The sequence below is a fragment of the Leisingera sp. MMG026 genome, from assembly GCF_021654205.1.
GTDB lineage: Bacteria > Pseudomonadota > Alphaproteobacteria > Rhodobacterales > Rhodobacteraceae > Leisingera.
Genome location: NZ_JAKFZM010000039.1, coordinates 1 through 19,076, shown reverse-complemented (window position 1 = coordinate 19,076; position 19,076 = coordinate 1). Strand labels below are relative to the sequence as shown.

The following is a 19,076-nucleotide window of genomic DNA, read 5'->3' as shown; positions in this document are numbered from 1 at the left end:
TGCATTATTCCTGGCCGGCCTGGGCGTGCAAGTCGCGCACCGCCGTCAGCACCTCGGCATTGGAGAAGGGTTTGGTCATAAACCGGGTCACGCCCGCCTTTTCCGCCATTTCCCGGTCGCGCATCTGGCCCCGGGCGGTCAGCATCAGCACCGGCAGTGCGCCCATGCCACCCTCGCTGCGCAGCTCGCGCACGATCTCCAGACCGCTTTTGCCCGGCAGCATAAGGTCCAGAATCACCAGATCGGGATTGGCATCGCGGATCACCTCCACCGCGGTGGCACCATCGGTATGCGCATCCACGCTCCAGCCGTCCCGTATCAGCAGAAACCGGATGGCCTCGGTGATATTCGGCTCGTCTTCGATCAGAACAACATGCCTGCCCATCAGCAGAATTTCCTCCCGGCGCCACCTGCCGGCCAGGCCGGTCCGCAGACGCATTCATTTTTGTGCAGATTAGCCCCGCGGCCGTGTCACTGTCAAAACTCTTCCTTCAGAATCGATGGCTCGCGCCGCGCCGGACAGCCCTGACGCGGGCAGATCCTGCAACTGGCGCCAACCGGCTGCGGATCCCGTGCATCTTTGGCGCCGGGCAGGATCAGCATAACCGCCCTGTACATAGGATCAGCGCCAAAATCCTGCATTTCCTGCGGCCAAGCCACTGCCATGCAGTCAAAAGCCGCCGCATTGCGCCCCTGCTGCAGAACATTGCGCCGCACCGGGATATTCGGGTGCACAAGCGCAGTGTACAGCGGCCACAGCGGGCAGGACGACCCGAAACGCGGCATCGAAAACCCGGTCACAGGCTTGCGGAACAAAAGCGTGCCTGAGGCATCGCAGACCACCAGCCCGGCCTCCTGCCCCAGAACCTCCTCCGGCAGCGCCGCCAGACGGCGCAGCACAGCAGGGAGCCCGCACTTGAAGCGGCGCGCGATCGCCACCGGAGCAACCCCACCCGCCTGGATTTCCTGCTCCATCGCCTGCAGCGGCATTGCCAAGGCATCCGCCCGGTATTGCGCCAAGGCCGCCTGTGCCAGGCTGCGGGCCGCCGGGCTTGTCAAAGCAGGGGCGGTCTGGACCAGCTGTCCGGGTCCAGCGGAGCCATCCTCAAGTGCAGGAAAATGAAACCCGTTTTCCTGGAAAAAGACCTCGGCCTCTTCTTGCGGCATGCCGCGGCGGTCGTCGCTGGTGTCGCCCTCGTCCAGAAAATTCACCAGTGCCCGGCTGCTCTCGGACAGGCGCAGGGAATCTTCGTTGAGGTTCTTGTGGAACCGGTCGCGCCACTCCGGCTCCAGTTCGCCGGTTTCCGCCAGGATCGACGCGGTAGAGCGGATCGCCGCAGCAGTCGACAGCACCTCATGCACCGAGGCCGCCAGATTGGGATCATGGGTCAGCCGGTCTGACAGGGTTTCCACCATGCGCTCCAGCGTGGCGATGCGGCGATGGCCGGTTGCCAGTACCTCGGCCCAGCCGGGAAACCGGCCGGCAAATTCATCGACCCGGTCCAGCTCGGCCACCGGAACCCCGCTGTCCGCCGCCGCCTCGCGCAGGGTAGAGATCAGAGCCGCCTCGGCCCCCTCGCTCAGCATCGACGGCTCCACCCCCAGCACCCCAGCGAGATCAACCAGCAGCTTACCGCCGATTCTGCGCCGGTTATGTTCGATCAGGTTGAGGTAGGAGGCCGAGATCCCCGCCTCCCGCGCCAATTCGGCCTGACGCATCCCCAGGATCAGCCTGCGTTCGCGGATCCGGCTGCCGGTCAGGGTATCGCGTGCCATTATGCGTGGCCTCCCAAAACACTGTCAATTCAACGGCTTTCTGCATTGCAATATAATACAATTTACAGAACACCACTGAATACTGTTCAGTTATTTACAGAATTTTCAAGCAATAAAAGGGATTTATTGCCTGGCTTTACATAGCGCGCTCATACTGATTTTGCACGAAACGTGCTGGTGCTGCGCAGAAGTGAGGAGCTGCAAGGCACTAATCATATTAGGGAGGAATACATGTCTGAATTTGACGCATCGCGCCGCAGAGTCTTAAAGACCGGCGCAATCGCAGGCGCCGGTATGGCGCTGCCAACGATCTTTACCGCCTCTTCCGCCGCGGCCTTTACCAATGAACCGACCGGCGGCACCGTGACCCTGGGCTTCAATGTGCCCCAGACCGGCCCCTACGCCGACGAAGGCGCCGACGAGCTGCGCGCCTATGAACTGGCGGTCGAGCATCTGAACGGCGGCGGCGACGGCGGCATGATGAACACCTTCAGCTCCAAGGCGCTGCAGGGGAACGGTATCCTGGGCAAGAAGGTGGAGTATGTCACCGGCGACACCCAGACCAAATCCGATGCCGCACGCGCCTCGGCCAAATCGATGATCGAAAAAGACGGCGCGGTGATGATCACCGGCGGCTCCTCCTCGGGTGTTGCCATCGCCGTGCAGGGTCTCTGCCAGGAGGCAGGCGTGATCTTCATGGCCGGCCTGACGCACTCAAACGACACCACCGGCAAGGACAAGAAGGCCAACGGTTTCCGCCACTTCTTCAATGGCTACATGTCGGGTGCCGCGCTGGCGCCAGTGCTGAAGAACCTGTATGGCACCGACCGCACCGCCTATCATCTGACCGCAGACTACACCTGGGGCTGGACCCAGGAAGAATCGATTGCAGCCGCGACCGAGGCCCTGGGCTGGAACACGGTGAACAAGGTCCGCACGCCGCTGGCCGCGACCGACTTTTCCTCCTACATCGCGCCGGTGCTGAATTCCGGCGCCGACGTTCTGGTGCTGAACCACTATGGCGGCAACATGGTGAACTCGCTGACCAACGCGGTGCAGTTCGGCCTGCGCGACAAGGTGGTGAACGGCAAGAACTTCGAAATCGTGGTGCCGCTCTACTCCCGCCTGATGGCCAAGGGTGCAGGCGAGAACGTGAAGGGCATTCACGGCTCGACCAACTGGCACTGGACGCTGCAGGATGAAGGCTCCAAAGCGTTCGTCAAATCCTTCGGCACCAAATACGGCTTCCCGCCGAGCCAGGCCGCGCACACCACCTATTGCCAGACGCTGCTTTATGCGGATGCGGTTGAACGTGCGGGCACCTTCAACCCCTGCGGCGTTGCCGAAGCGCTGGAAGGGTTTGAATTCGACGGGCTGGGCAATGGCAAGACATTGTACCGCGCCGAAGACCACCAGTGCTTCAAAGACGTGCTGGTTGTGCGCGGCAAGGAAAACCCGACCTCGGAATTCGATCTTCTGGAAGTGGTCGAAGTCACCCCGCGCGCGCAGGTGGAATACGCACCGGATCACCCGATGTTCGCGGGCGGCCAGCTGGGTTCCTGCAACCCGGGCGCCTGAGCCTGATGGTTCTGGCCGGGCGCGTTGCGCCCGGCCCTTCGTTTCACCGGCTATCTGACGCGTGCCGTCAGCACAGGGGTCTCAGGCCGCTGAACAGCCGGAGACCCTCTCTTCCACCCAGACTAACCGGGGGCGGGACCCATGGACGCAATCCTATTGCAAATCTTGAACGGGCTGGACAAAGGCTCGGCCTATGCGCTGATCGCGCTGGGTTTGACACTTATCTTCGGCACGCTTGGCGTGGTGAACTTTGCCCATGGGGCCCTGTTCATGATCGGCGCCTTCTGCGCTGTTACCGTGCAACGTTTTCTGAACCTCAGCTTTGAAACCGTCGACGAAACCCAGACCGACTTTCTGGGCAACCCGCTGAAAGTGAAAACCCCTTACGTCGAGGCCTGGTTCGGCCCCGAGTTCGGCGGCTCCATCATCGACTGGGCGGTGCCGCTGGCAATCCTCTTTGCCATCCCGATCATGATCGGCGTCGGCTATGTGATGGAACGCGGGCTGATTAAGCATTTCTACAAGCGCCCCCATGCCGACCAGATCCTGGTGACCTTCGGCCTTGCCATCGTGCTGCAGGAAGTCATCAAGTATTTTTATGGCGCCAACCCGATCCAGACCCCGGCCCCGGACGCGCTGAACGGCGTGATGAACCTGGGCGCCGTCATCGGCATGGACATCATCTATCCGGTCTGGCGTGTGGTCTATTTCTTCTTTGCAGTGCTGATCATCGGCGGCATCTTCTCCTTCCTGCAATTCACCACCTTCGGAATGGTGGTGCGGGCCGGCATGGCCGACCGAGAAACCGTGGGCCTTTTGGGCATCAACATCGACCGCCGCTTTACCATCATGTTCGGTATCGCCGCCGCTGTCGCGGGCCTGGCCGGTGTTATGTACACGCCGATCAACTCGCCCAACTACCACATGGGCATGGACTTCCTGGTGCTCAGCTTTGTGGTGGTGGTTGTCGGCGGCATGGGTTCGCTGCCCGGCGCGGTGCTGGCAGGTTTCCTGCTGGGTGTTCTTGAGAGCTTTGCCTCAATGAACGAGATCAAATCCCTGATCCCCGGCATCGACCAGATCATCATCTATGTGGTCGCAATCATCATTCTGCTGACCCGTCCACGGGGCCTGATGGGCCGCAAAGGCGTGATGGAGGACTAAGACATGTTCGGACTGGATAAAAAAGACACCTCTATGCTGATCATCGTCGCCTGCCTGACGCTGTTCGCCCCCTTCATCCTGAACCCCTTCCCCACCGGCAGCGCCATGGCACAGTTCAACGCGGGCTATCCTGACCTGATGCAGCGCTTTGTGATCTTCGGGATCTTCGCCATCGGATTTAATATCCTCTTTGGCCTCACCGGCTATCTGTCATTCGGCCATGCGGCTTTCCTCGGCGCCGGCTCCTACTCGGCCGTCTGGATGTTCAAGCTGGTAGGCATGAACGTAATCCCGGCAATCTTGCTGTCAGTGATTGTCGCAGGCCTGTTTGCCCTGCTGATCGGTTTTGTCAGCTTGCGCCGCTCCGGCATCTACTTCTCGATCCTGACGCTGGCCTTTGCGCAGATGTCCTTCAACCTCGCCTATTCGGTGCTGACGCCGATCACAAATGGCGAAACCGGCCTGCAGCTGACGCTGGAAGACCCCCGCATCCTGGGCGTCTCCGCCACCACTGACGGCTCGATCCCGGTAACCAATCTGTTCGGCCTGGAAATGCGCTCCACCTTCGAGATGGCTGTTGGCCCCTGGGCCTTCCAGTTCAACGCGGGCTACTACCTCTGCGCGCTGATCATGCTGGCTGCCTTCTACCTGTCGATCCGCATCTTCCGCTCGCCTTTCGGCATGATGCTGCGGGCGGTGAAGTCGAACCAGCAGCGGATGAACTACACCGGCCTCAACACCCGGCCTTATACCCTGGCGGCCTTTGTGATCTCCGGCATGTATGCGGGCCTTGCAGGCGGGCTGATGGCCTCCATGGACCCGCTGGCGGGCGCCGAGCGGATGCAGTGGACAGCCTCCGGCGAGGTGGTGCTGATGACCATCCTCGGCGGTGCCGGCACACTGATCGGCCCGGTGCTGGGCGCAGGCTTCATCAAATACTTCGAAAACATCTTCTCCAAGATCAACGACAACGTGCTGCACACCTGGTTCAGCTTCCTGCCCGACGGGATGGAAGACGCTGTGGTCTTCATCATCCACCCCTTCATCGGCAAGGGCTGGCACTTGACCCTCGGCATCCTGTTCATGCTTGTGGTGATCTTCCTGCCCGGCGGCCTGGTTGAAGGCGGCCAGCGGATCAAGGGCTGGCTCAGCCGCCGCAAGTCCAAAGACGGCGGCAAGGCTGCCGGCGAAACCAACCCCGCGGAATGAGGAGACAAAACAATGGGTATCCTTGAAGTCAAAGACGTGGGGAAACGGTTCGGCGGCCTGCAGGCCCTGTCCAACGTGAACCTCAGCGTTCAGGAAAACTCGGTCCATGCGATCATCGGACCAAACGGCGCGGGCAAGTCCACCCTCCTGAACTGCCTGGTGGGCAAGCTGATCCCCGACACAGGCTCGGTCATGTTCGACGGCCAGTCGGTGCTGGGGCGCGCACCTTATGAAATCAACCAGATGGGCATTTCCCGCGTGTTCCAGACGCCAGAGATTTTCGGAGACCTGACAGTGCTGGAGAACATGATGATCCCCTGCTTTGCCAAGCGCGACGGCGCATTTGAACTGAACGCCCTGTCCTCAGTTCTGCGGCAGAACGACATCCTGCAAAAGGCCGAGCATATGCTGGAAGAGATGAACATGGCGGACAAGCGGCACATGCACGCCGCTGCCATGTCCCGCGGCGACAAGCGGCGGCTGGAGATCGGCATGTGCCTGAGCCAGGAACCACGCCTGCTGCTGCTGGATGAGCCCACTGCGGGCATGGCGCGGGCCGACACCAACAATACGATCGACCTTCTGAAACAGATCTCGGATGAACGCGACATCACCATCGCCATCATCGAGCACGACATGCACGTGGTGTTCAGCCTCGCCAACCGGATCACCGTGCTGGCCCAGGGCACCCCGCTGGTCGAGGACGATCCGCAAAACATCCGCGGCAACCCCAAGGTGCGCGAAGCGTATCTGGGCGAAAGCGCGTAAAGGAGAAACACCATGAATGTGAAACCCGATTTCTCCAAAAGCGCCAATGCGGCCACCACAGCCCCGGCCTTCCTGTCGGTCTGGGATGTCCATGCTTACTACGGCGAGAGCTACATCGTGCAGGGCATCAGCTTTAACGTCCACGAGGGTGAGATCCTGGCACTGCTGGGCCGCAATGGCGCCGGCAAAACCTCCACCCTTCGATCCATCGCGCGTACCGGCTCTCCCATGGTGACCCGCGGTGAAATCTGGCTGGACCATAAACCGCTGCACAAGATGGAATCCTATGAGGCCGCATCCGTGGGCCTGGGCCTGGTGCCTGAGGACCGCCGCATCATCCCCGGCCTGACGGTTGAGGAAAACCTGCAGCTGGCGCAGATAGCACCGCCCGTCGGCTGGTCGCTGGAGCGTCTTTACGATCTGTTCCCGCGCCTCGGCGAACGCCGCAAGCAGGAGGGCGTGACCCTCTCGGGCGGCGAGCAGCAGATGCTGGCGATTGCCCGCGCGCTGGCGCGTGACATCAAAGTGCTGCTGCTGGACGAACCCTACGAAGGCCTGGCCCCGGTAATCGTCGACGAGATTGAAAAGACCCTCATCCACATCAAGGAACAGGGCATGACAACAATCATTGTCGAGCAGAACGCCGTCCGCGCCCTGGAACTGGCGGACCGTGCGGTGATCCTGGATACCGGCGGCATCGTCTTTGACGGAACCGCCGCAGAGGTTCTGGAAAACGAAGAGCTGCGCGCCGAATACCTGGCAATCTGAGACGCATCTCAAAGCAATCTCCGCCCCGCCGCGCTCCGGCGCCGGGTGATTGAGGCCGGACCTTGTCAGGTCTGGCCTCTCCTTTTTGCAGCAATCCCTCCCGGCCCCTGATTTGAACTGTAAACCATGGTTATACGCCGCGGTTTTCTGCACCAATCAGACCCCGCTCCTATTCTGCCTGACCGCAGTGACCCCGATGTCGCTGTCACTGCTCGCGCTTCTCCAGCGCGGCAGCATCGCAGAAAGGACAACATCATGCGCAATCCCATCAAACTCCTGGCCCTCGCCCTCGCCCTGCCGGCCGCAGCGGCCATGGCGTCAGAAACCGCTCCCAGCCCGGATACCGAAGCCAAGATTCGCGACCTGCTGACCGGTCAAGGATACGTGGTCACCGAAATCGAAGCCGAAGACGGTTTGTTCGAGGCCGAAGCCACCAAAAACGGCAAAGCATACGAGTTCCACCTGAATGATCAGATCGAAGTCGTGAAGATCGAGGAAGACAGCGAAGACGATTGATCCTGCCAATTTGAACGGCTCCGGGTGCATTTCAGAAACCCCGGAGCCGGAAGGATACAACATGAAAAACTTATACATCTGGGACCCTGTGGTCCGGCTGGTTCATTGGCTGCTTGCCGCGGGTTTTGCCGCCAACGCGCTGTTTACCGACCCCGATGGAACTCTTCATCAAACCATCGGATACTTCATCGCCGCGTTGCTGGGTATCCGTTTGCTCTGGGGATTGATTGGCAGCCGTTACGCCCGTTTTTCAAGCTTCAGGCCCGACCTTGGCGCTGCTGCCGGCCATCTGGCGGACATCGCGGCAGGGCGCAGGAATTGTCACAAGGGGCATTCTCCCCTGGGTGCGCTGATGATCTGCAACCTGTTGCTGACACTGCTGGGCATTGCGCTGACCGGCTGGCTTTTGACAGTGCCGCTGTTGATCAGCGCAGGCTGGCCGGAGGAGTTGCACGAAGTCCTTGTCACCTGGGCGGAAATCTCGGTCCTGCTGCATGCGGGTGCGGTCCTGTTTGAGACCCGCCGCACCAAAGTCAGGCTGGCCCGCGCCATGATCACCGGTTACAAGAACCTGCCAGACAGATCAGCGGGGACATAACGATGCGCCAAAACCGGCAAGACCCGGCCCGGCCCTGGATCCTGATTGCTGTCATCGCCGTGCAAGCCCTGTGCGCGGCGGTGTTTCTGGGCGACATGGCTGCTGACCTCGGCGGGCTGGAAGGCGCAGAGTCAGATCCGGGCGAAGGCCCGCATGCCTATATCGAAGGGCTGGCAGCAATTGCCCTGGTGGCCGCGATCGTGATCGAGACCCGCATCCTGATGCGGCTGATGCGGCGCAAGGCGCATCTGGAGGACAACCTGAGCGCAGCCCAGGCCGCAGTGCAGGACGTCATCAATGCGGAATTTGCCAACTGGGCTCTGACTCCGGCCGAGCTGGACGTGGCGGCCTTTTTGGTAAAGGGCATGTCCACGGCTGAAATCGCCGCCCTGCGCGGCAGCGCCGCAGGCACCGTCAAGGCGCAGCTGAATGCAATCTACCGCAAATCCGGCACCGGCAACCGGGCGGAGCTGATGAGCCTTTTGATCGACACCATGATGGGACAGCGCCAGCCGGCCGCGGGCCAGGACCCTGCCGCCCGCTCCGCCTGAACCCGCAGTCAAAGCAGCTTGCGCAGCTCGGTTTTCAGCACCTTGCCATAGTTGTTCTTGGGCAGCGCTTCGATGCGCAGGTATGCCTTGGGGCGTTTGAACCGGGCGATCCGGCTGCTGCAAAGGTCATCCAGCGCGGCTTCTGCCGCCTCCCCCACAACAAAGGCCACCACTTCCTCGCCCCAATCCGCATGGGGCCGGCCCACGACTGAGACCTCGCGCACGTCAGGGTGCAGCAACAAGACTTCCTCCACCTCGCGCGGATAGACGTTGGAACCGCCGGTGATGATCATGTCCTTGGAGCGGTCCTGCAGGGTGAGATAGCCGTCGGTGTCCAAAACCCCCATATCGCCGGTCATCAGCCAGCCATTGACCAGTGTTCTGGCGGTGGCCTCCGGGTTGTTCCAATAGCCCGGCATCACCGCATCGCCGCGCACCATGATCTCGCCGTGGCTGCCGACGGGCAGGAAATCCCCCTCCGGCGTGCCGATCCGCACCTCAACCACGCTTTGCGCCCTGCCGACACTGGCCAGCCGCTTACGCCAGCGCGGATGTGCGCGGTCCTGCACGGCATGCCGCGGCAGCGCGGTGATCGCCATCGGGCATTCGCCCTGGCCGTAGACCTGCACAAAGACCGGGCCGAAATGCTCCACCGCCTCCACAATGTCGGCCGTATACATTGGCCCGCCTGCGTAAATCACTGTGCGCAACCCCTCGCCCTTGCGGCCCAGCCGCTTGGCTTCCGAAGTCATCCTTGTGACCATCGTCGGCGCTGCAAACATATGGACGCGCCCGAAATGCGCTGCCAGGTCAAAGATCTCCGCCTCGTCAAAGCCGCCCGACACCGGGCAGACATGCGCTGCCCCCGCGAGAACATGCTGAATTGCATAAATCCCCGCCCCATGGCTCATCGGTGCCGCATAAAGCGCCTGATCTTCAGCGCTGACCTGATCCACATCGGCGAAATAGGCGATTGCCATGGTCATCAGCATCCGGTGGGTGATCATCACCCCCTTGGGCCGCCCGGTGGTGCCAGAGGTGTAGAACAGCCAGGCCAGATCTTCGGGGGCACGGAAAACAGGTTCAGCCACAGGCTGCGCTTCCAGGGCAGCGGCATAGTCCGGCCCCGTGATGTCCACACAGCGCACAACCGCCTCTGTTGCTGCAACAGCCTCCGTCAGCCCGGGCGAGGTAAACACCAGCCCCGCACCGGAGTTTTGCAGGATATACTCCGCCTCCTTGCCGTGCAGCTTGGCATTGACCGGCACCGCCGCCGCCCCCGCATACCAAATGCCGTAAAGCGTGATCAGATAGTCCGGGCAATTCTTCATGAATATGCCGACCCGGTCCCCCGGCTGCACACCCTGCATCTGCAGCCAGCCGGCCACCGACGCCGCGCGGGTGTGAAAGCCTGAGTAGTCCGCAATCTGCTCCTGTCCCAGAAACAACGCAGGCCGCGCCGCCTCTGCCGCTGCCATGCGCTGCAACCACACTGCAATGTTCATCCGCTGTTCCCTCCGGCTTGCCCGTCGGCGTGCATCGCGGCACGCAAACACCCCCTTCAATTCCGCAGAAAGGCCGGGGTAGAAACACCATATGAGCGATCTTGCCTTTGACCATGCCCCTGTGGGCCTTGCCGTGCTGGAACGCCGCGTCATCACGCGGTGCAACCTGCAGTTTGCCTCCACCTTCGGCGGTACTCCCGGTGAATACACCGGCATGCCGATTTCAGGGCTGTACCCCAGCCAGGAGGATTTCAACCGTATCGGCACCCTGCTGCAACAGCCCGAGGCGCAAAGCGGCAGTTACAGCGACGAGCGTATCATGCGCCGCCGCGCAGGCGCATTGTTCTGGTGCCGGGTGCGCGGCCGCTCGGTCACACCGCAGGCGCCGTTTCAGACCGGCATCTGGTCCTTTGCAGATATATCCGAGGACCGCCCGGTGGTCTCGCTTACCCCGCGCGAACGCGAAGTGGCGATCCTCACCTGCAAGGGGCTGTCGGCCAAGGAAATCGGCCAGCAGCTTGATCTGTCCTACCGCACAGTGGAAAGCCACCGGGCGCATCTGCTGCAAAAATTCGCCGCCCGCAAGCTGCCGGAACTGGTGGCCAAACTGACGGGCATGCCGCTGTGAGACAAAATACGGTCCGGCAATTGCAAATCCGATTATCTGCCTCCATGTTACAGCCCGGATCGACGGTGCTTTCCTTGCGGTAATCCTTGCCCTATAAGCGCCCTAATTTCCGGCCCGCCTGCCCTGGCGGGCCTGTCGGAATTGGCTGAGGACAATATGACAAACAAATCTCACGAAGCTGACGTGGCATTCATCAAGGCGCTGGCGGAATTGCTGCGCGAAAACGATCTGACCGAACTGCAGGTCAAGCGGGACTACGGCGACGACGACAGCCTGAATGTGCGTGTCTCCCGCCAGACCGCCATAGCCGCGCCGGTGCAGGTTGCGATGCCTGCCGCCGCTGCTCCGGTTGCAGCCGCTGCCCCTGCCGCCGCCGCAGCCCCCGCAGCCGCCAGCGAAGATCCGGCCAGCCACCCCGGCGCCGTGACATCGCCGATGGTCGGCACCGTCTATCTGCAGGCCGAACCCGGCTCGCCCGCCTTTATCTCTGTTGGCCAGCAGGTCAGCGAAGGCGACACCCTGCTGATCGTCGAGGCCATGAAAACCATGAACCACATTCCGGCGCCGAAATCGGGCACCGTGAAGCGCATTCTGGTTGAAGACGGCGCCGCCGTTGAATTCGGAACCCCCCTGGCCATCATCGAGTAAGGATCTGGCATGTTTGACAAGATCCTGATTGCCAACCGCGGCGAGATCGCCCTGCGCGTGATCCGTGCCTGCCGGGAAATGGGCATCAAATCGGTTGCGGTGCATTCCACTGCGGATGCCGACGCAATGCACGTGCGCATGGCCGATGAATCGGTCTGCATCGGGCCGCCGTCCGGCACCCAAAGCTACCTGTCGATCCCGGCTATCATCTCGGCTGCCGAGATCACCGGCGCCCAGGCGATTCATCCGGGCTACGGCTTCCTGTCGGAAAACGCCAACTTTGTGCAGATCATCGAAGACCACGGGCTGACCTTCATCGGCCCCTCGGCTGCGCATATCCGCACCATGGGCGACAAGATCACCGCCAAGGAAACCGCCCAGAACCTTGGTATTCCGGTTGTTCCGGGATCCGAGGGCGGCGTGCCCGATATTGCCGCGGCCAAGAAAGCCGCTGCAGATATGGGCTATCCGGTGATAATCAAGGCCACCGCCGGCGGCGGCGGCCGCGGCATGAAAGTGGCTCTGAACGAAAAAGAGCTGGCGACCGCCTTCTCCACTGCCCGTTCGGAAGCCAAGGCTGCCTTCGGCAATGACGAAGTCTATATGGAGAAGTACCTCCAGAAACCGCGTCACATCGAAGTACAGGTCTTTGGCGACGGCAAAGGCGTCGGCGTTCACCTGGCCGAGCGCGACTGCTCGCTGCAGCGCCGCCACCAGAAGGTGTTCGAGGAGGCCCCCGGCCCCTGCATCACCCCGGAAGAACGCGCCCGCATCGGCAAAATCTGCGCCGACGCCATTGGCAAGATGGGCTATTCCGGCGCCGGCACCGTCGAGTTCCTCTATGAAGACGGCGAGTTCTATTTCATCGAGATGAACACCCGCCTGCAGGTGGAGCACCCGGTGACCGAGGCCATCTTTGGCGTCGATCTGGTACGCGAACAGATCCGGGTGGCCGAAGGCCTGCCGATGTCCTTTACCCAGGACGATCTGGAAATCAACGGCCACGCCATCGAGGTCCGGATCAACGCCGAGAAACTGCCGAATTTTTCGCCCTGCCCGGGCAAGATCACCCAGTACCACGCCCCCGGCGGATTAGGGGTGCGGATGGATTCGGCGCTCTATGACGGCTACTCGATCCCGCCCTATTACGACTCGCTCATTGGCAAGCTGATCGTGCACGGCCGCGACCGGACCGAGGCGCTGGCGCGCCTGAACCGGGCCTTGGGCGAGCTGATCATCGACGGCATCGACACCACCGTGCCGCTGTTCCATGCGCTGCTGCAGGAACAGGATATCCACACCGGCGACTACGGCATTCACTGGCTGGAACGCTGGCTGGAAGAAAACCAGCCCGGATAACTTCAGCGGGGCGCGCCACTGGCTGCGCCCCGTTTTACATTTGCCTGCCTTTTCCCGTTATACTGGCCAGCACCATGAGCTTAACTGCGGACCTATTGCTGCACGCCTATTCTGCCGGTGTTTTTCCGATGGCCGAACACCGCGACGACCCCGAGATTTTCTGGGTCGATCCCAAGCGGCGTGGCATTCTGCCGCTGGATGGCTTCCGCATCTCCCGCTCGCTGGCCAAACGGATCCGCAACGGCGGCTTTGAGATCACCGTGAACCGGGATTTCGGCGGCGTCGTAGACGGCTGCGCCGACCGGGCCGAGACCTGGATCAACGGGGAAATCCGCGACCGCTACCTGGATCTGCACCTGATGGGCAACGCCCATTCGCTTGAAGTCTGGCAGGACGGCATCCTGGCCGGCGGCACCTATGGCGTCTCTCTGGGCGGTGCGTTTTTTGGCGAAAGCATGTTCTCGCGCCGCCGGGATGCCTCCAAAGTGGCGCTGGCCTATTTGACTGACAGGCTGCGGCAGGCGGGCTACAGGCTGTGCGACACGCAATTCCTGACCGCGCATCTTGCGTCGCTTGGCGGAATTGAGGTTACCCGCGCGCGTTACCGGGCCCTATTGCGCGAGGCCCTGAAAACGGATGCTAATTTTGCCCGGCCTGCTGTGCCCGCACCTCAGCTGCTGCTGCAGCGCATGACCCAGACATCATAGCGGTTGTGGTCCAGCGCGTTGAGTGCCGGGCTGGACGCCACCATCCAGCCCTGAAAATGCATCGCACCATCGTCGGGGTCCCGCACGGTCAGATAGGCAAAGGCATCCCCGGTCGGGTTCTCCGCCGGATAGCGGCAGTCCGACACGGTCACCAGCAGGCCGAACATTTCCGAACTGCCGCCGATCGCCACTTCCGCATCCATGGTATGGCCGTTGACCTTGTCCAGCGCCCTTAGCACCGCAGCACTGCCCTGCGCCGCCGGCTGCTCCTGACCCCAGGCCGGCACGGCCAGCGCACAAGCCATTACTGCCGCGGCAAAGCGCATCAAGAATCGCCCTCGCCGCCGCCGGCGACAAATTTGACCAGCAGCGAAATCAGGCTGACCGCACCCTGCGTATCCTCGATCTCATCCCCTGCTTCAAAAGCAAAGGGCGAACCGCCGGGCATGATCTCAACAAAGTTACCGCCCAGCAGCCCTTCGGAAGAGATCACCACCGCGCTGTCATCCGGGATTTCGATGCCTTCATTAACAGAGAACATAGTATCTGCGCGGAAGGTTTCCGGGTTCAGGCCGACGCCGGTCACGGTGCCGATCTTGACCCCGGCCAGCCGAACGTCGGTGCCGACACTGACCCCTTCCAGCGAGCGGAAAGACGCGTTCAAGTCATAGGTCGCGCCGCCGCGCGACAGGCCGGCCGCCTGGCCGGCATAGACGGCAAAAGCAACAGCAGCAGCCAGCACGACGCCGCCGGCAAAAACTTCGGTAGGATTGTGGGACATGAAATCAGCCTTCTGGCAGATGTTTTATTCGGGCACCCAGGCCTCATAATCGCGGCGTTGCTTGGGTTCGCCGCCTGCGCGGATCGACCCGGCCGGTGCATAGGCCATCATGGTGCCGGTCAGGTTTTCCTGATGCGGCCTTTCCCAGGCCTTGTGCTTCAAGGGCTTTTCGCTGGGCAGCTCGTCAAAAGTGCGGTGCAGCCAGCCGTGCCAGTCGGGGCTGACGCGCGAGGCTTCAACTTCCCCGTTGAACATCACCCAGCGCTTGCTGTCATCGGCATTGCGGTAGAACACATTGCCCTGATCATCCTCGCCCACCTTGATGCCCTTGCGGGCGGTGAACATCCGGGTGTTCAGGGTGGCGCCGTTCCACCATGTCACAGCGCTCAGAAGTGTGTTCAGGATTCCCATCGGTGCCTCCGGATTTATCCGTTTCTGATATGGCCCAATTTCCCGCCAAGGTCCAGTGGCTTGCGCCCCTCTGGAAGAACCCAGGCGGGAATTGGCAGTTTTGCTTCACGCGGATTTACGGGCGCCTTGCGGGATCAGCCTTCCGCCGGAGCCAAAGCTGTCACTTCAATCTCGATGCGGAACTTGGGATCGATCAGGTTGCACTCGATCATTGTTGCCGCAGGCGGGTTGGCGCCAAAGACCTCAGCCAGAACCGGCCAGCAGGGTTCGAACTCCGCCGCATCCGGCAGGTAATAGTTCACCCGCACCACATCGGCAAAGCCAGCGCCCGCCTTCTGCAAGGCACCGCCAATGGTTTCAAGCGCAGATTTGCACTGTGCCACCACATCATCGCCCTGCCCGACGGTGCCTGCCACATGCACGAAGCCGCCAGCCGCAACAGCGCGGCAATAGCCGATCTTAGCCTCAAACTCACCGCCTGAAGAAATACGTTTGATCACTGCCCTGCTCCTTCCTCTTGCCCGAAATATCCCGGGGGCGCAGCGGCCCGCCGCTGCGGGGGCAGCGCCCCCATCCAACCGGCCCCCAAACAGCAAACGGCGCGGATAATACCGCGCCGTTTGATCTATTGACTAGCCATTCAACCGGCCGAGGCCGGCTCTTTCTCGGCGTCCGCGTGGATCATCAGCGGCTGCGCATCCGAGGTCACCGCCTCCTCGTTGACAACCACCTTGGTCACGCTGTCCATGCCCGGCAGATCGAACATGGTATCCAGCAGGATATCCTCCATGATCGACCGCAGCCCGCGGGCACCGGTCTTGCGTTCGATTGCTTTCTTGGCAATCGCGCTCAGCGCCTCGTCGGTGAAGTCCAGTTCGGTGTCTTCAAGCTCGAAGAGGCGCTGATACTGTTTGACCAGAGCGTTCTTGGGTTGGGTCAGGATGATGACCAGCGCGTCCTCGTCCAGGTCTTCCAGCGTTGCCAAGACCGGCAGACGGCCGACAAATTCAGGGATCAGCCCGAATTTCAGCAGATCTTCCGGCTCCAGTTCCTGGAACACTTCGCCGACACCGCGGTCATCGTTGTCGCGCACGTCCGCGCCAAAGCCCATCGCAGACCCCTTGCCGCGGGCCGAGATGATCTTGTCCAGCCCGGCAAAAGCACCGCCGCAGATGAACAGGATATTGGTGGTGTCCACCTGCAGGAATTCCTGCTGCGGATGCTTGCGCCCGCCCTGCGGCGGCACCGAGGCAACGGTGCCTTCCATCAGTTTCAACAGCGCCTGCTGCACGCCCTCCCCCGATACGTCGCGGGTGATCGAGGGGTTTTCAGACTTGCGGGTGATCTTGTCGACCTCGTCGATATAGACGATGCCGCGCTGCGCGCGCTCGACGTTGTACTCGGACGACTGCAGCAGCTTCAGGATGATGTTCTCGACATCCTCGCCCACATAACCGGCCTCAGTGAGCGTGGTGGCATCCGCCATGGTAAAGGGCACATCCAGGATCCGCGCCAGCGTCTGCGCCAGCAAGGTCTTGCCGCAACCCGTGGGGCCGATCAGCAGGATGTTGGATTTCGCCAGTTCAATGTCCGACCCGGCCTTTTGGGCGTGGTTCAAACGTTTGTAGTGATTGTGCACCGCAACCGACAGCACCCGCTTGGCGGTGGCCTGACCGATCACATAGTCATCCAGAACCTGGCAGATGTCCTTGGGAGTCGGCACCCCGTCGGTGGCCTTCAGCCCGGAAGCCTTGGTTTCTTCACGGATGATATCCATGCACAGTTCAACGCATTCATCGCAAATGAACACGGTGGGGCCTGCGATCAGCTTGCGCACTTCATGCTGGCTCTTGCCGCAGAAGCTGCAATAGAGGGTGTTTTTGCTGTCGCCGCCTGAATTCGTCGCCATGGTCTACCTTTCAGTCCGCCCGGTCCGCTGCTCCCGCACTGCGGGGCTACTCAACTTTCTGCCAGCTTAAGCGAGTGCTTAGGCCGCCACAATGTGAAAGTGCGCCCCATTTCAAACACGGGGCACACGGCTGTTCACAACGCCAGGCGTTACGCCTGCTCTTCGTCGCCCTTGGCGCGGTTTTCGACGATCTCATCGATCAGGCCGAACTCTTTGGCTTCTTCCGGCGCCATGAAATTGTCCCGCTCCAGCGCGTCGACAATCTTGTCGTATTCCTGGCCGGTGTGTTTGACGTAGATCTCGTTCAGGCGCTTCTTCAGCTTCAGGGTTTCCTCGGCGTGGATCATGATATCGGTCGCCTGGCCCTGGAACCCGCCGGAAGGCTGGTGCACCATCACCCGGGAATTGGGCAGGCTGAACCGCATGCCTTTTTCGCCGGCGGTCAGCAGCAGCGACCCCATCGAGGCCGCCTGGCCGATCACCAGGGTCGAAACCTTGGGTTTGATGTACTGCATGGTGTCATAGATCGACAGGCCGCTCGTCACCACGCCGCCGGGGCTGTTGATGTACATTGAGATTTCCTTGGACGGGTTTTCCGCCTCAAGATGCAGCAGCTGCGCCACGATCAGCGAACTCATCCCGTCATGCACCGGACCATTCAGAAAGATGATCCGCTCCTTCAGCAGGCGGGAAAAAATGTCATAGGCCCGCTCGCCCCGGCTGGTCTGCTCCACCACCATCGGGACCAGGGTATTCATGTATGTTTCTCTGGGATCAATCATTTCGACCTGCCTGCGTTGTTTATGTCCGGCACCATACCCGACAGTGTGTTACCTGAGTCTTAGTATCGCCACTTTTGAGCTGCAAGGGGCGGCGGCCATTTTACGGTGCCGCAAAGCTGCATACAGTGTCGCAATCCGCTGGAACGCTGTCGCTATTCTCGGGCTGCGGCGCCCGGCAGCACCTTAGGAAACAAACTCAAGTCCGAATTCCACCCGGGGAGGCCAAATCCCGGGTGCCGTGCTGGGGTTCCGCCATGGCTGATGACAGTTTCGTTCAGAAAGGCGCCGCCGCCAATCTCGCCGTTCCCTTCGAAGGCGAGCCGCAGGATTTTTACTTCCTGCTGCTGCCCAAGGCAACAATGCTGCCGGTGGCCGCCGCCATCGAACCTTTGCGCATTGCCAACCAGGTGACCGGCACCCGGCTGTACCGCTGGTACATCATGACCGAAGACGGCCAGCCGCTGCATTGCTCCAACGGTATGGTGATCACGCCGGACACACCGCTGCAGCCGCTGCCCTCGGATTCGCTGGGCTTTGTCTGCGCCGGTGTGGAGCCGCAAAATACGGCCAGCGAGATCACCCTGAACTGGCTGCGCCGCGAAAGCCGCTTTGGCCGCTCCATCGGGGGCATCTGCACTGGTGCCTTTGCCCTGGCCCAGGCCGGGCTGATCAAGAACCACAAATTCACGCTGCACTGGGAAAACCAGCCGGGTTTCCTGGAAAGCTACCCGAATCTGGACCCGTCCCCCAATATCTTTGAAATCTCCGGCCCGCTGATGACCTGCGGCGGCGGCAATGCGGCCACCGACATGATGCTGCACCTGATCGAGGAACGCCACGGCAAGCAGCTGGCGATCATTGTCGCTGACATGTGCCTGCATGTGCGCTCCGGCGGCCAGGCGGCACCGCAGAAATCGAACTATGCGGTGGCCATCGGCAGCCGCAACCAGCGCCTGTTGAACGCGCTGCAGCTGATGCAGGAATCGATTGAGGAGCCGTTGTCGATCGGCGAACTTTGCGACCGGCTCGACATCTCCCGCCGCCAGCTGGAGCGGCTGTTCTCGCGCTACCTGAACCAAAGCCCGATGCATGTCTATTTCGACATGCGCCTCAGCCACGCCTTTGCACTGATGAACGAAACCTCGATGAGTGTTACCGAAATTGCCCTGGCCTCGGGTTTCAACTCGGCCACGCATTTCTCACGCCAGTTCAAACGCAAATTCGGCGCCTCCCCGCATTTCTTCCGCAAGGGCTGGAGCTGATACCCGAATTCCGGCGGCCTGTCGTGCCCGGCCACCGGCCAGCGCTGCGGCTTTCTGCACCGCACGGCTCAATTTCCCGGCTCAGCTGTCTGCCGGTGATCATCTCCCTTGGCCCGGCACTTACAACCCCGCACCTTCTGGTCCGTTTGTGAGGGT

The 19,076-nt window shown here is 61.6% G+C and carries 22 protein-coding genes; 13 read left to right on the top strand and 9 right to left on the bottom strand.

All coding sequences use genetic code 11. The annotated features are described in order from the left end of the window. Positions 1-4 precede the first annotated feature (4 nt). Both L1069_RS18225 and L1069_RS18220 read right to left on the bottom strand, forming a co-directional pair. Positions 5-385 carry a response regulator gene (locus L1069_RS18225; protein WP_129372881.1) on the bottom strand — a complete coding sequence of 127 codons (381 nt, stop codon included), beginning with the start codon at positions 383-385 and terminating at the stop codon, positions 5-7. Positions 386-477: 92 nt separating this feature from the next. Further along, positions 478-1,776 (bottom strand): helix-turn-helix transcriptional regulator, encoded by a 1,299-nt coding sequence (locus tag L1069_RS18220; protein ID WP_129370643.1) that lies wholly within the window; start codon positions 1,774-1,776, stop codon positions 478-480. Between the two features lie 231 nt (positions 1,777-2,007). Between L1069_RS18220 and L1069_RS18215 the strand changes: the two genes are divergently transcribed. The 8 genes from L1069_RS18215 (at position 2,008) to L1069_RS18180 (ending at position 8,928) form a co-directional block, all read left to right on the top strand. After that, positions 2,008-3,354 (top strand): substrate-binding protein, encoded by a 1,347-nt coding sequence (locus tag L1069_RS18215; RefSeq protein WP_129370642.1) that lies wholly within the window; start codon positions 2,008-2,010, stop codon positions 3,352-3,354. Between the two features lie 141 nt (positions 3,355-3,495). Beyond that, on the top strand, positions 3,496-4,518 hold the full coding sequence (locus tag L1069_RS18210; protein WP_129370641.1) for a branched-chain amino acid ABC transporter permease: 1,023 nt from the start codon (positions 3,496-3,498) through the stop codon (positions 4,516-4,518). 3 nt (positions 4,519-4,521) lie between these two features. Continuing rightward, positions 4,522-5,727: a branched-chain amino acid ABC transporter permease gene (locus L1069_RS18205; RefSeq protein WP_237456630.1), complete on the top strand. Its 1,206-nt coding sequence runs from the start codon at positions 4,522-4,524 to the stop codon at positions 5,725-5,727. A 12-nt stretch (positions 5,728-5,739) separates the two neighbouring features. After that, positions 5,740-6,495 (top strand): ABC transporter ATP-binding protein, encoded by a 756-nt coding sequence (locus tag L1069_RS18200; protein ID WP_237456629.1) that lies wholly within the window; start codon positions 5,740-5,742, stop codon positions 6,493-6,495. 12 nt (positions 6,496-6,507) lie between these two features. After that, entirely contained in the window at positions 6,508-7,263 is a 756-nt protein-coding gene (locus tag L1069_RS18195) for an ABC transporter ATP-binding protein (RefSeq protein WP_129370638.1), read from the top strand. Positions 7,264-7,518: 255 nt separating this feature from the next. Continuing rightward, a complete protein-coding gene (locus L1069_RS18190; RefSeq protein WP_237456628.1) occupies positions 7,519-7,779 on the top strand; it encodes a PepSY domain-containing protein in 261 nt (86 codons plus the stop codon). 61 nt (positions 7,780-7,840) lie between these two features. Next, positions 7,841-8,377 carry a cytochrome b/b6 domain-containing protein gene (locus L1069_RS18185; protein WP_237456627.1) on the top strand — a complete coding sequence of 179 codons (537 nt, stop codon included), beginning with the start codon at positions 7,841-7,843 and terminating at the stop codon, positions 8,375-8,377. Positions 8,378-8,379: 2 nt separating this feature from the next. Beyond that, positions 8,380-8,928, top strand: a complete 549-nt coding sequence (locus L1069_RS18180; protein ID WP_237456626.1) for a helix-turn-helix transcriptional regulator — start codon at positions 8,380-8,382, stop codon at positions 8,926-8,928. 8 nt (positions 8,929-8,936) lie between these two features. Here the strand turns inward: L1069_RS18180 and L1069_RS18175 are convergent, their stop codons facing one another. Continuing rightward, positions 8,937-10,433, bottom strand: coding sequence for an AMP-binding protein (locus L1069_RS18175; protein WP_237456625.1), 1,497 nt, complete (start codon positions 10,431-10,433; stop codon positions 8,937-8,939). Positions 10,434-10,524: 91 nt separating this feature from the next. On the opposite strand from L1069_RS18175, the gene L1069_RS18170 reads away from it, so the two are divergent. From L1069_RS18170 to aat, 4 genes are all read left to right on the top strand, one after another. Next, positions 10,525-11,061 carry a PAS and helix-turn-helix domain-containing protein gene (locus L1069_RS18170; RefSeq protein WP_134829731.1) on the top strand — a complete coding sequence of 179 codons (537 nt, stop codon included), beginning with the start codon at positions 10,525-10,527 and terminating at the stop codon, positions 11,059-11,061. A 156-nt stretch (positions 11,062-11,217) separates the two neighbouring features. Continuing rightward, positions 11,218-11,709, top strand: a complete 492-nt coding sequence (gene accB / locus L1069_RS18165; RefSeq protein ID WP_237456624.1) for an acetyl-CoA carboxylase biotin carboxyl carrier protein — start codon at positions 11,218-11,220, stop codon at positions 11,707-11,709. A 9-nt stretch (positions 11,710-11,718) separates the two neighbouring features. After that, a complete protein-coding gene (gene accC / locus L1069_RS18160; protein WP_134829730.1) occupies positions 11,719-13,068 on the top strand; it encodes an acetyl-CoA carboxylase biotin carboxylase subunit in 1,350 nt (449 codons plus the stop codon). Positions 13,069-13,142: 74 nt separating this feature from the next. Beyond that, positions 13,143-13,775: a leucyl/phenylalanyl-tRNA--protein transferase gene (gene aat / locus L1069_RS18155; RefSeq protein WP_237456623.1), complete on the top strand. Its 633-nt coding sequence runs from the start codon at positions 13,143-13,145 to the stop codon at positions 13,773-13,775. Here aat and L1069_RS18150 read toward each other — a convergent pair. From L1069_RS18150 to L1069_RS18125, 6 genes are all read right to left on the bottom strand, one after another. After that, positions 13,739-14,101, bottom strand: a complete 363-nt coding sequence (locus L1069_RS18150; protein ID WP_237456622.1) for a DUF2155 domain-containing protein — start codon at positions 14,099-14,101, stop codon at positions 13,739-13,741. The genes aat and L1069_RS18150 overlap by 37 nt on opposite strands. Then, positions 14,101-14,556: an outer membrane lipid asymmetry maintenance protein MlaD gene (gene mlaD, locus L1069_RS18145; RefSeq protein ID WP_129370628.1), complete on the bottom strand. Its 456-nt coding sequence runs from the start codon at positions 14,554-14,556 to the stop codon at positions 14,101-14,103. Before mlaD ends, L1069_RS18150 begins: the two co-directional genes overlap by 1 nt. 24 nt (positions 14,557-14,580) lie before the next feature. Beyond that, positions 14,581-14,967 (bottom strand): NADH:ubiquinone oxidoreductase subunit NDUFA12, encoded by a 387-nt coding sequence (locus tag L1069_RS18140; RefSeq protein ID WP_237456621.1) that lies wholly within the window; start codon positions 14,965-14,967, stop codon positions 14,581-14,583. Between the two features lie 134 nt (positions 14,968-15,101). After that, positions 15,102-15,467, bottom strand: a complete 366-nt coding sequence (locus tag L1069_RS18135; RefSeq protein WP_237456620.1) for a Rid family hydrolase — start codon at positions 15,465-15,467, stop codon at positions 15,102-15,104. A 140-nt stretch (positions 15,468-15,607) separates the two neighbouring features. Continuing rightward, positions 15,608-16,876 carry an ATP-dependent Clp protease ATP-binding subunit ClpX gene (clpX, locus tag L1069_RS18130; protein ID WP_129370625.1) on the bottom strand — a complete coding sequence of 423 codons (1,269 nt, stop codon included), beginning with the start codon at positions 16,874-16,876 and terminating at the stop codon, positions 15,608-15,610. A gap of 149 nt (positions 16,877-17,025) precedes the next feature. Continuing rightward, positions 17,026-17,658: an ATP-dependent Clp protease proteolytic subunit gene (locus tag L1069_RS18125; RefSeq protein ID WP_129370624.1), complete on the bottom strand. Its 633-nt coding sequence runs from the start codon at positions 17,656-17,658 to the stop codon at positions 17,026-17,028. A gap of 254 nt (positions 17,659-17,912) precedes the next feature. Here L1069_RS18125 and L1069_RS18120 point away from each other — a divergent pair, with 254 nt between their 5' ends. Further along, positions 17,913-18,920, top strand: coding sequence for a GlxA family transcriptional regulator (locus tag L1069_RS18120; RefSeq protein ID WP_129370623.1), 1,008 nt, complete (start codon positions 17,913-17,915; stop codon positions 18,918-18,920). The last annotated feature ends 156 nt before the right edge of the window (positions 18,921-19,076 follow it).

What these genes read in the sequence shown, in the direction of transcription:
- mlaD (WP_129370628.1), bottom strand. Translation starts at nt 14,556, where the DNA reads ATGTCCCACAATCCTACCGAAGTTTTTGCCGGCGGCGTCGTGCTGGCT.
- L1069_RS18225 (WP_129372881.1), bottom strand. Translation starts at nt 385, where the DNA reads ATGGGCAGGCATGTTGTTCTGATCGAAGACGAGCCGAATATCACCGAG.
- L1069_RS18125 (WP_129370624.1), bottom strand. Translation starts at nt 17,658, where the DNA reads ATGATTGATCCCAGAGAAACATACATGAATACCCTGGTCCCGATGGTG.
- L1069_RS18190 (WP_237456628.1), top strand. Translation starts at nt 7,519, where the DNA reads ATGCGCAATCCCATCAAACTCCTGGCCCTCGCCCTCGCCCTGCCGGCC.
- L1069_RS18205 (WP_237456630.1), top strand. Translation starts at nt 4,522, where the DNA reads ATGTTCGGACTGGATAAAAAAGACACCTCTATGCTGATCATCGTCGCC.
- L1069_RS18215 (WP_129370642.1), top strand. Translation starts at nt 2,008, where the DNA reads ATGTCTGAATTTGACGCATCGCGCCGCAGAGTCTTAAAGACCGGCGCA.
- L1069_RS18150 (WP_237456622.1), bottom strand. Translation starts at nt 14,101, where the DNA reads ATGCGCTTTGCCGCGGCAGTAATGGCTTGTGCGCTGGCCGTGCCGGCC.
- aat (WP_237456623.1), top strand. Translation starts at nt 13,143, where the DNA reads ATGAGCTTAACTGCGGACCTATTGCTGCACGCCTATTCTGCCGGTGTT.
- L1069_RS18220 (WP_129370643.1), bottom strand. Translation starts at nt 1,776, where the DNA reads ATGGCACGCGATACCCTGACCGGCAGCCGGATCCGCGAACGCAGGCTG.
- L1069_RS18140 (WP_237456621.1), bottom strand. Translation starts at nt 14,967, where the DNA reads ATGGGAATCCTGAACACACTTCTGAGCGCTGTGACATGGTGGAACGGC.
- L1069_RS18200 (WP_237456629.1), top strand. Translation starts at nt 5,740, where the DNA reads ATGGGTATCCTTGAAGTCAAAGACGTGGGGAAACGGTTCGGCGGCCTG.
- L1069_RS18210 (WP_129370641.1), top strand. Translation starts at nt 3,496, where the DNA reads ATGGACGCAATCCTATTGCAAATCTTGAACGGGCTGGACAAAGGCTCG.
- L1069_RS18175 (WP_237456625.1), bottom strand. Translation starts at nt 10,433, where the DNA reads ATGAACATTGCAGTGTGGTTGCAGCGCATGGCAGCGGCAGAGGCGGCG.
- L1069_RS18180 (WP_237456626.1), top strand. Translation starts at nt 8,380, where the DNA reads ATGCGCCAAAACCGGCAAGACCCGGCCCGGCCCTGGATCCTGATTGCT.
- L1069_RS18185 (WP_237456627.1), top strand. Translation starts at nt 7,841, where the DNA reads ATGAAAAACTTATACATCTGGGACCCTGTGGTCCGGCTGGTTCATTGG.
- L1069_RS18170 (WP_134829731.1), top strand. Translation starts at nt 10,525, where the DNA reads ATGAGCGATCTTGCCTTTGACCATGCCCCTGTGGGCCTTGCCGTGCTG.
- clpX (WP_129370625.1), bottom strand. Translation starts at nt 16,876, where the DNA reads ATGGCGACGAATTCAGGCGGCGACAGCAAAAACACCCTCTATTGCAGC.
- L1069_RS18120 (WP_129370623.1), top strand. Translation starts at nt 17,913, where the DNA reads ATGGCTGATGACAGTTTCGTTCAGAAAGGCGCCGCCGCCAATCTCGCC.
- accC (WP_134829730.1), top strand. Translation starts at nt 11,719, where the DNA reads ATGTTTGACAAGATCCTGATTGCCAACCGCGGCGAGATCGCCCTGCGC.
- L1069_RS18195 (WP_129370638.1), top strand. Translation starts at nt 6,508, where the DNA reads ATGAATGTGAAACCCGATTTCTCCAAAAGCGCCAATGCGGCCACCACA.
- accB (WP_237456624.1), top strand. Translation starts at nt 11,218, where the DNA reads ATGACAAACAAATCTCACGAAGCTGACGTGGCATTCATCAAGGCGCTG.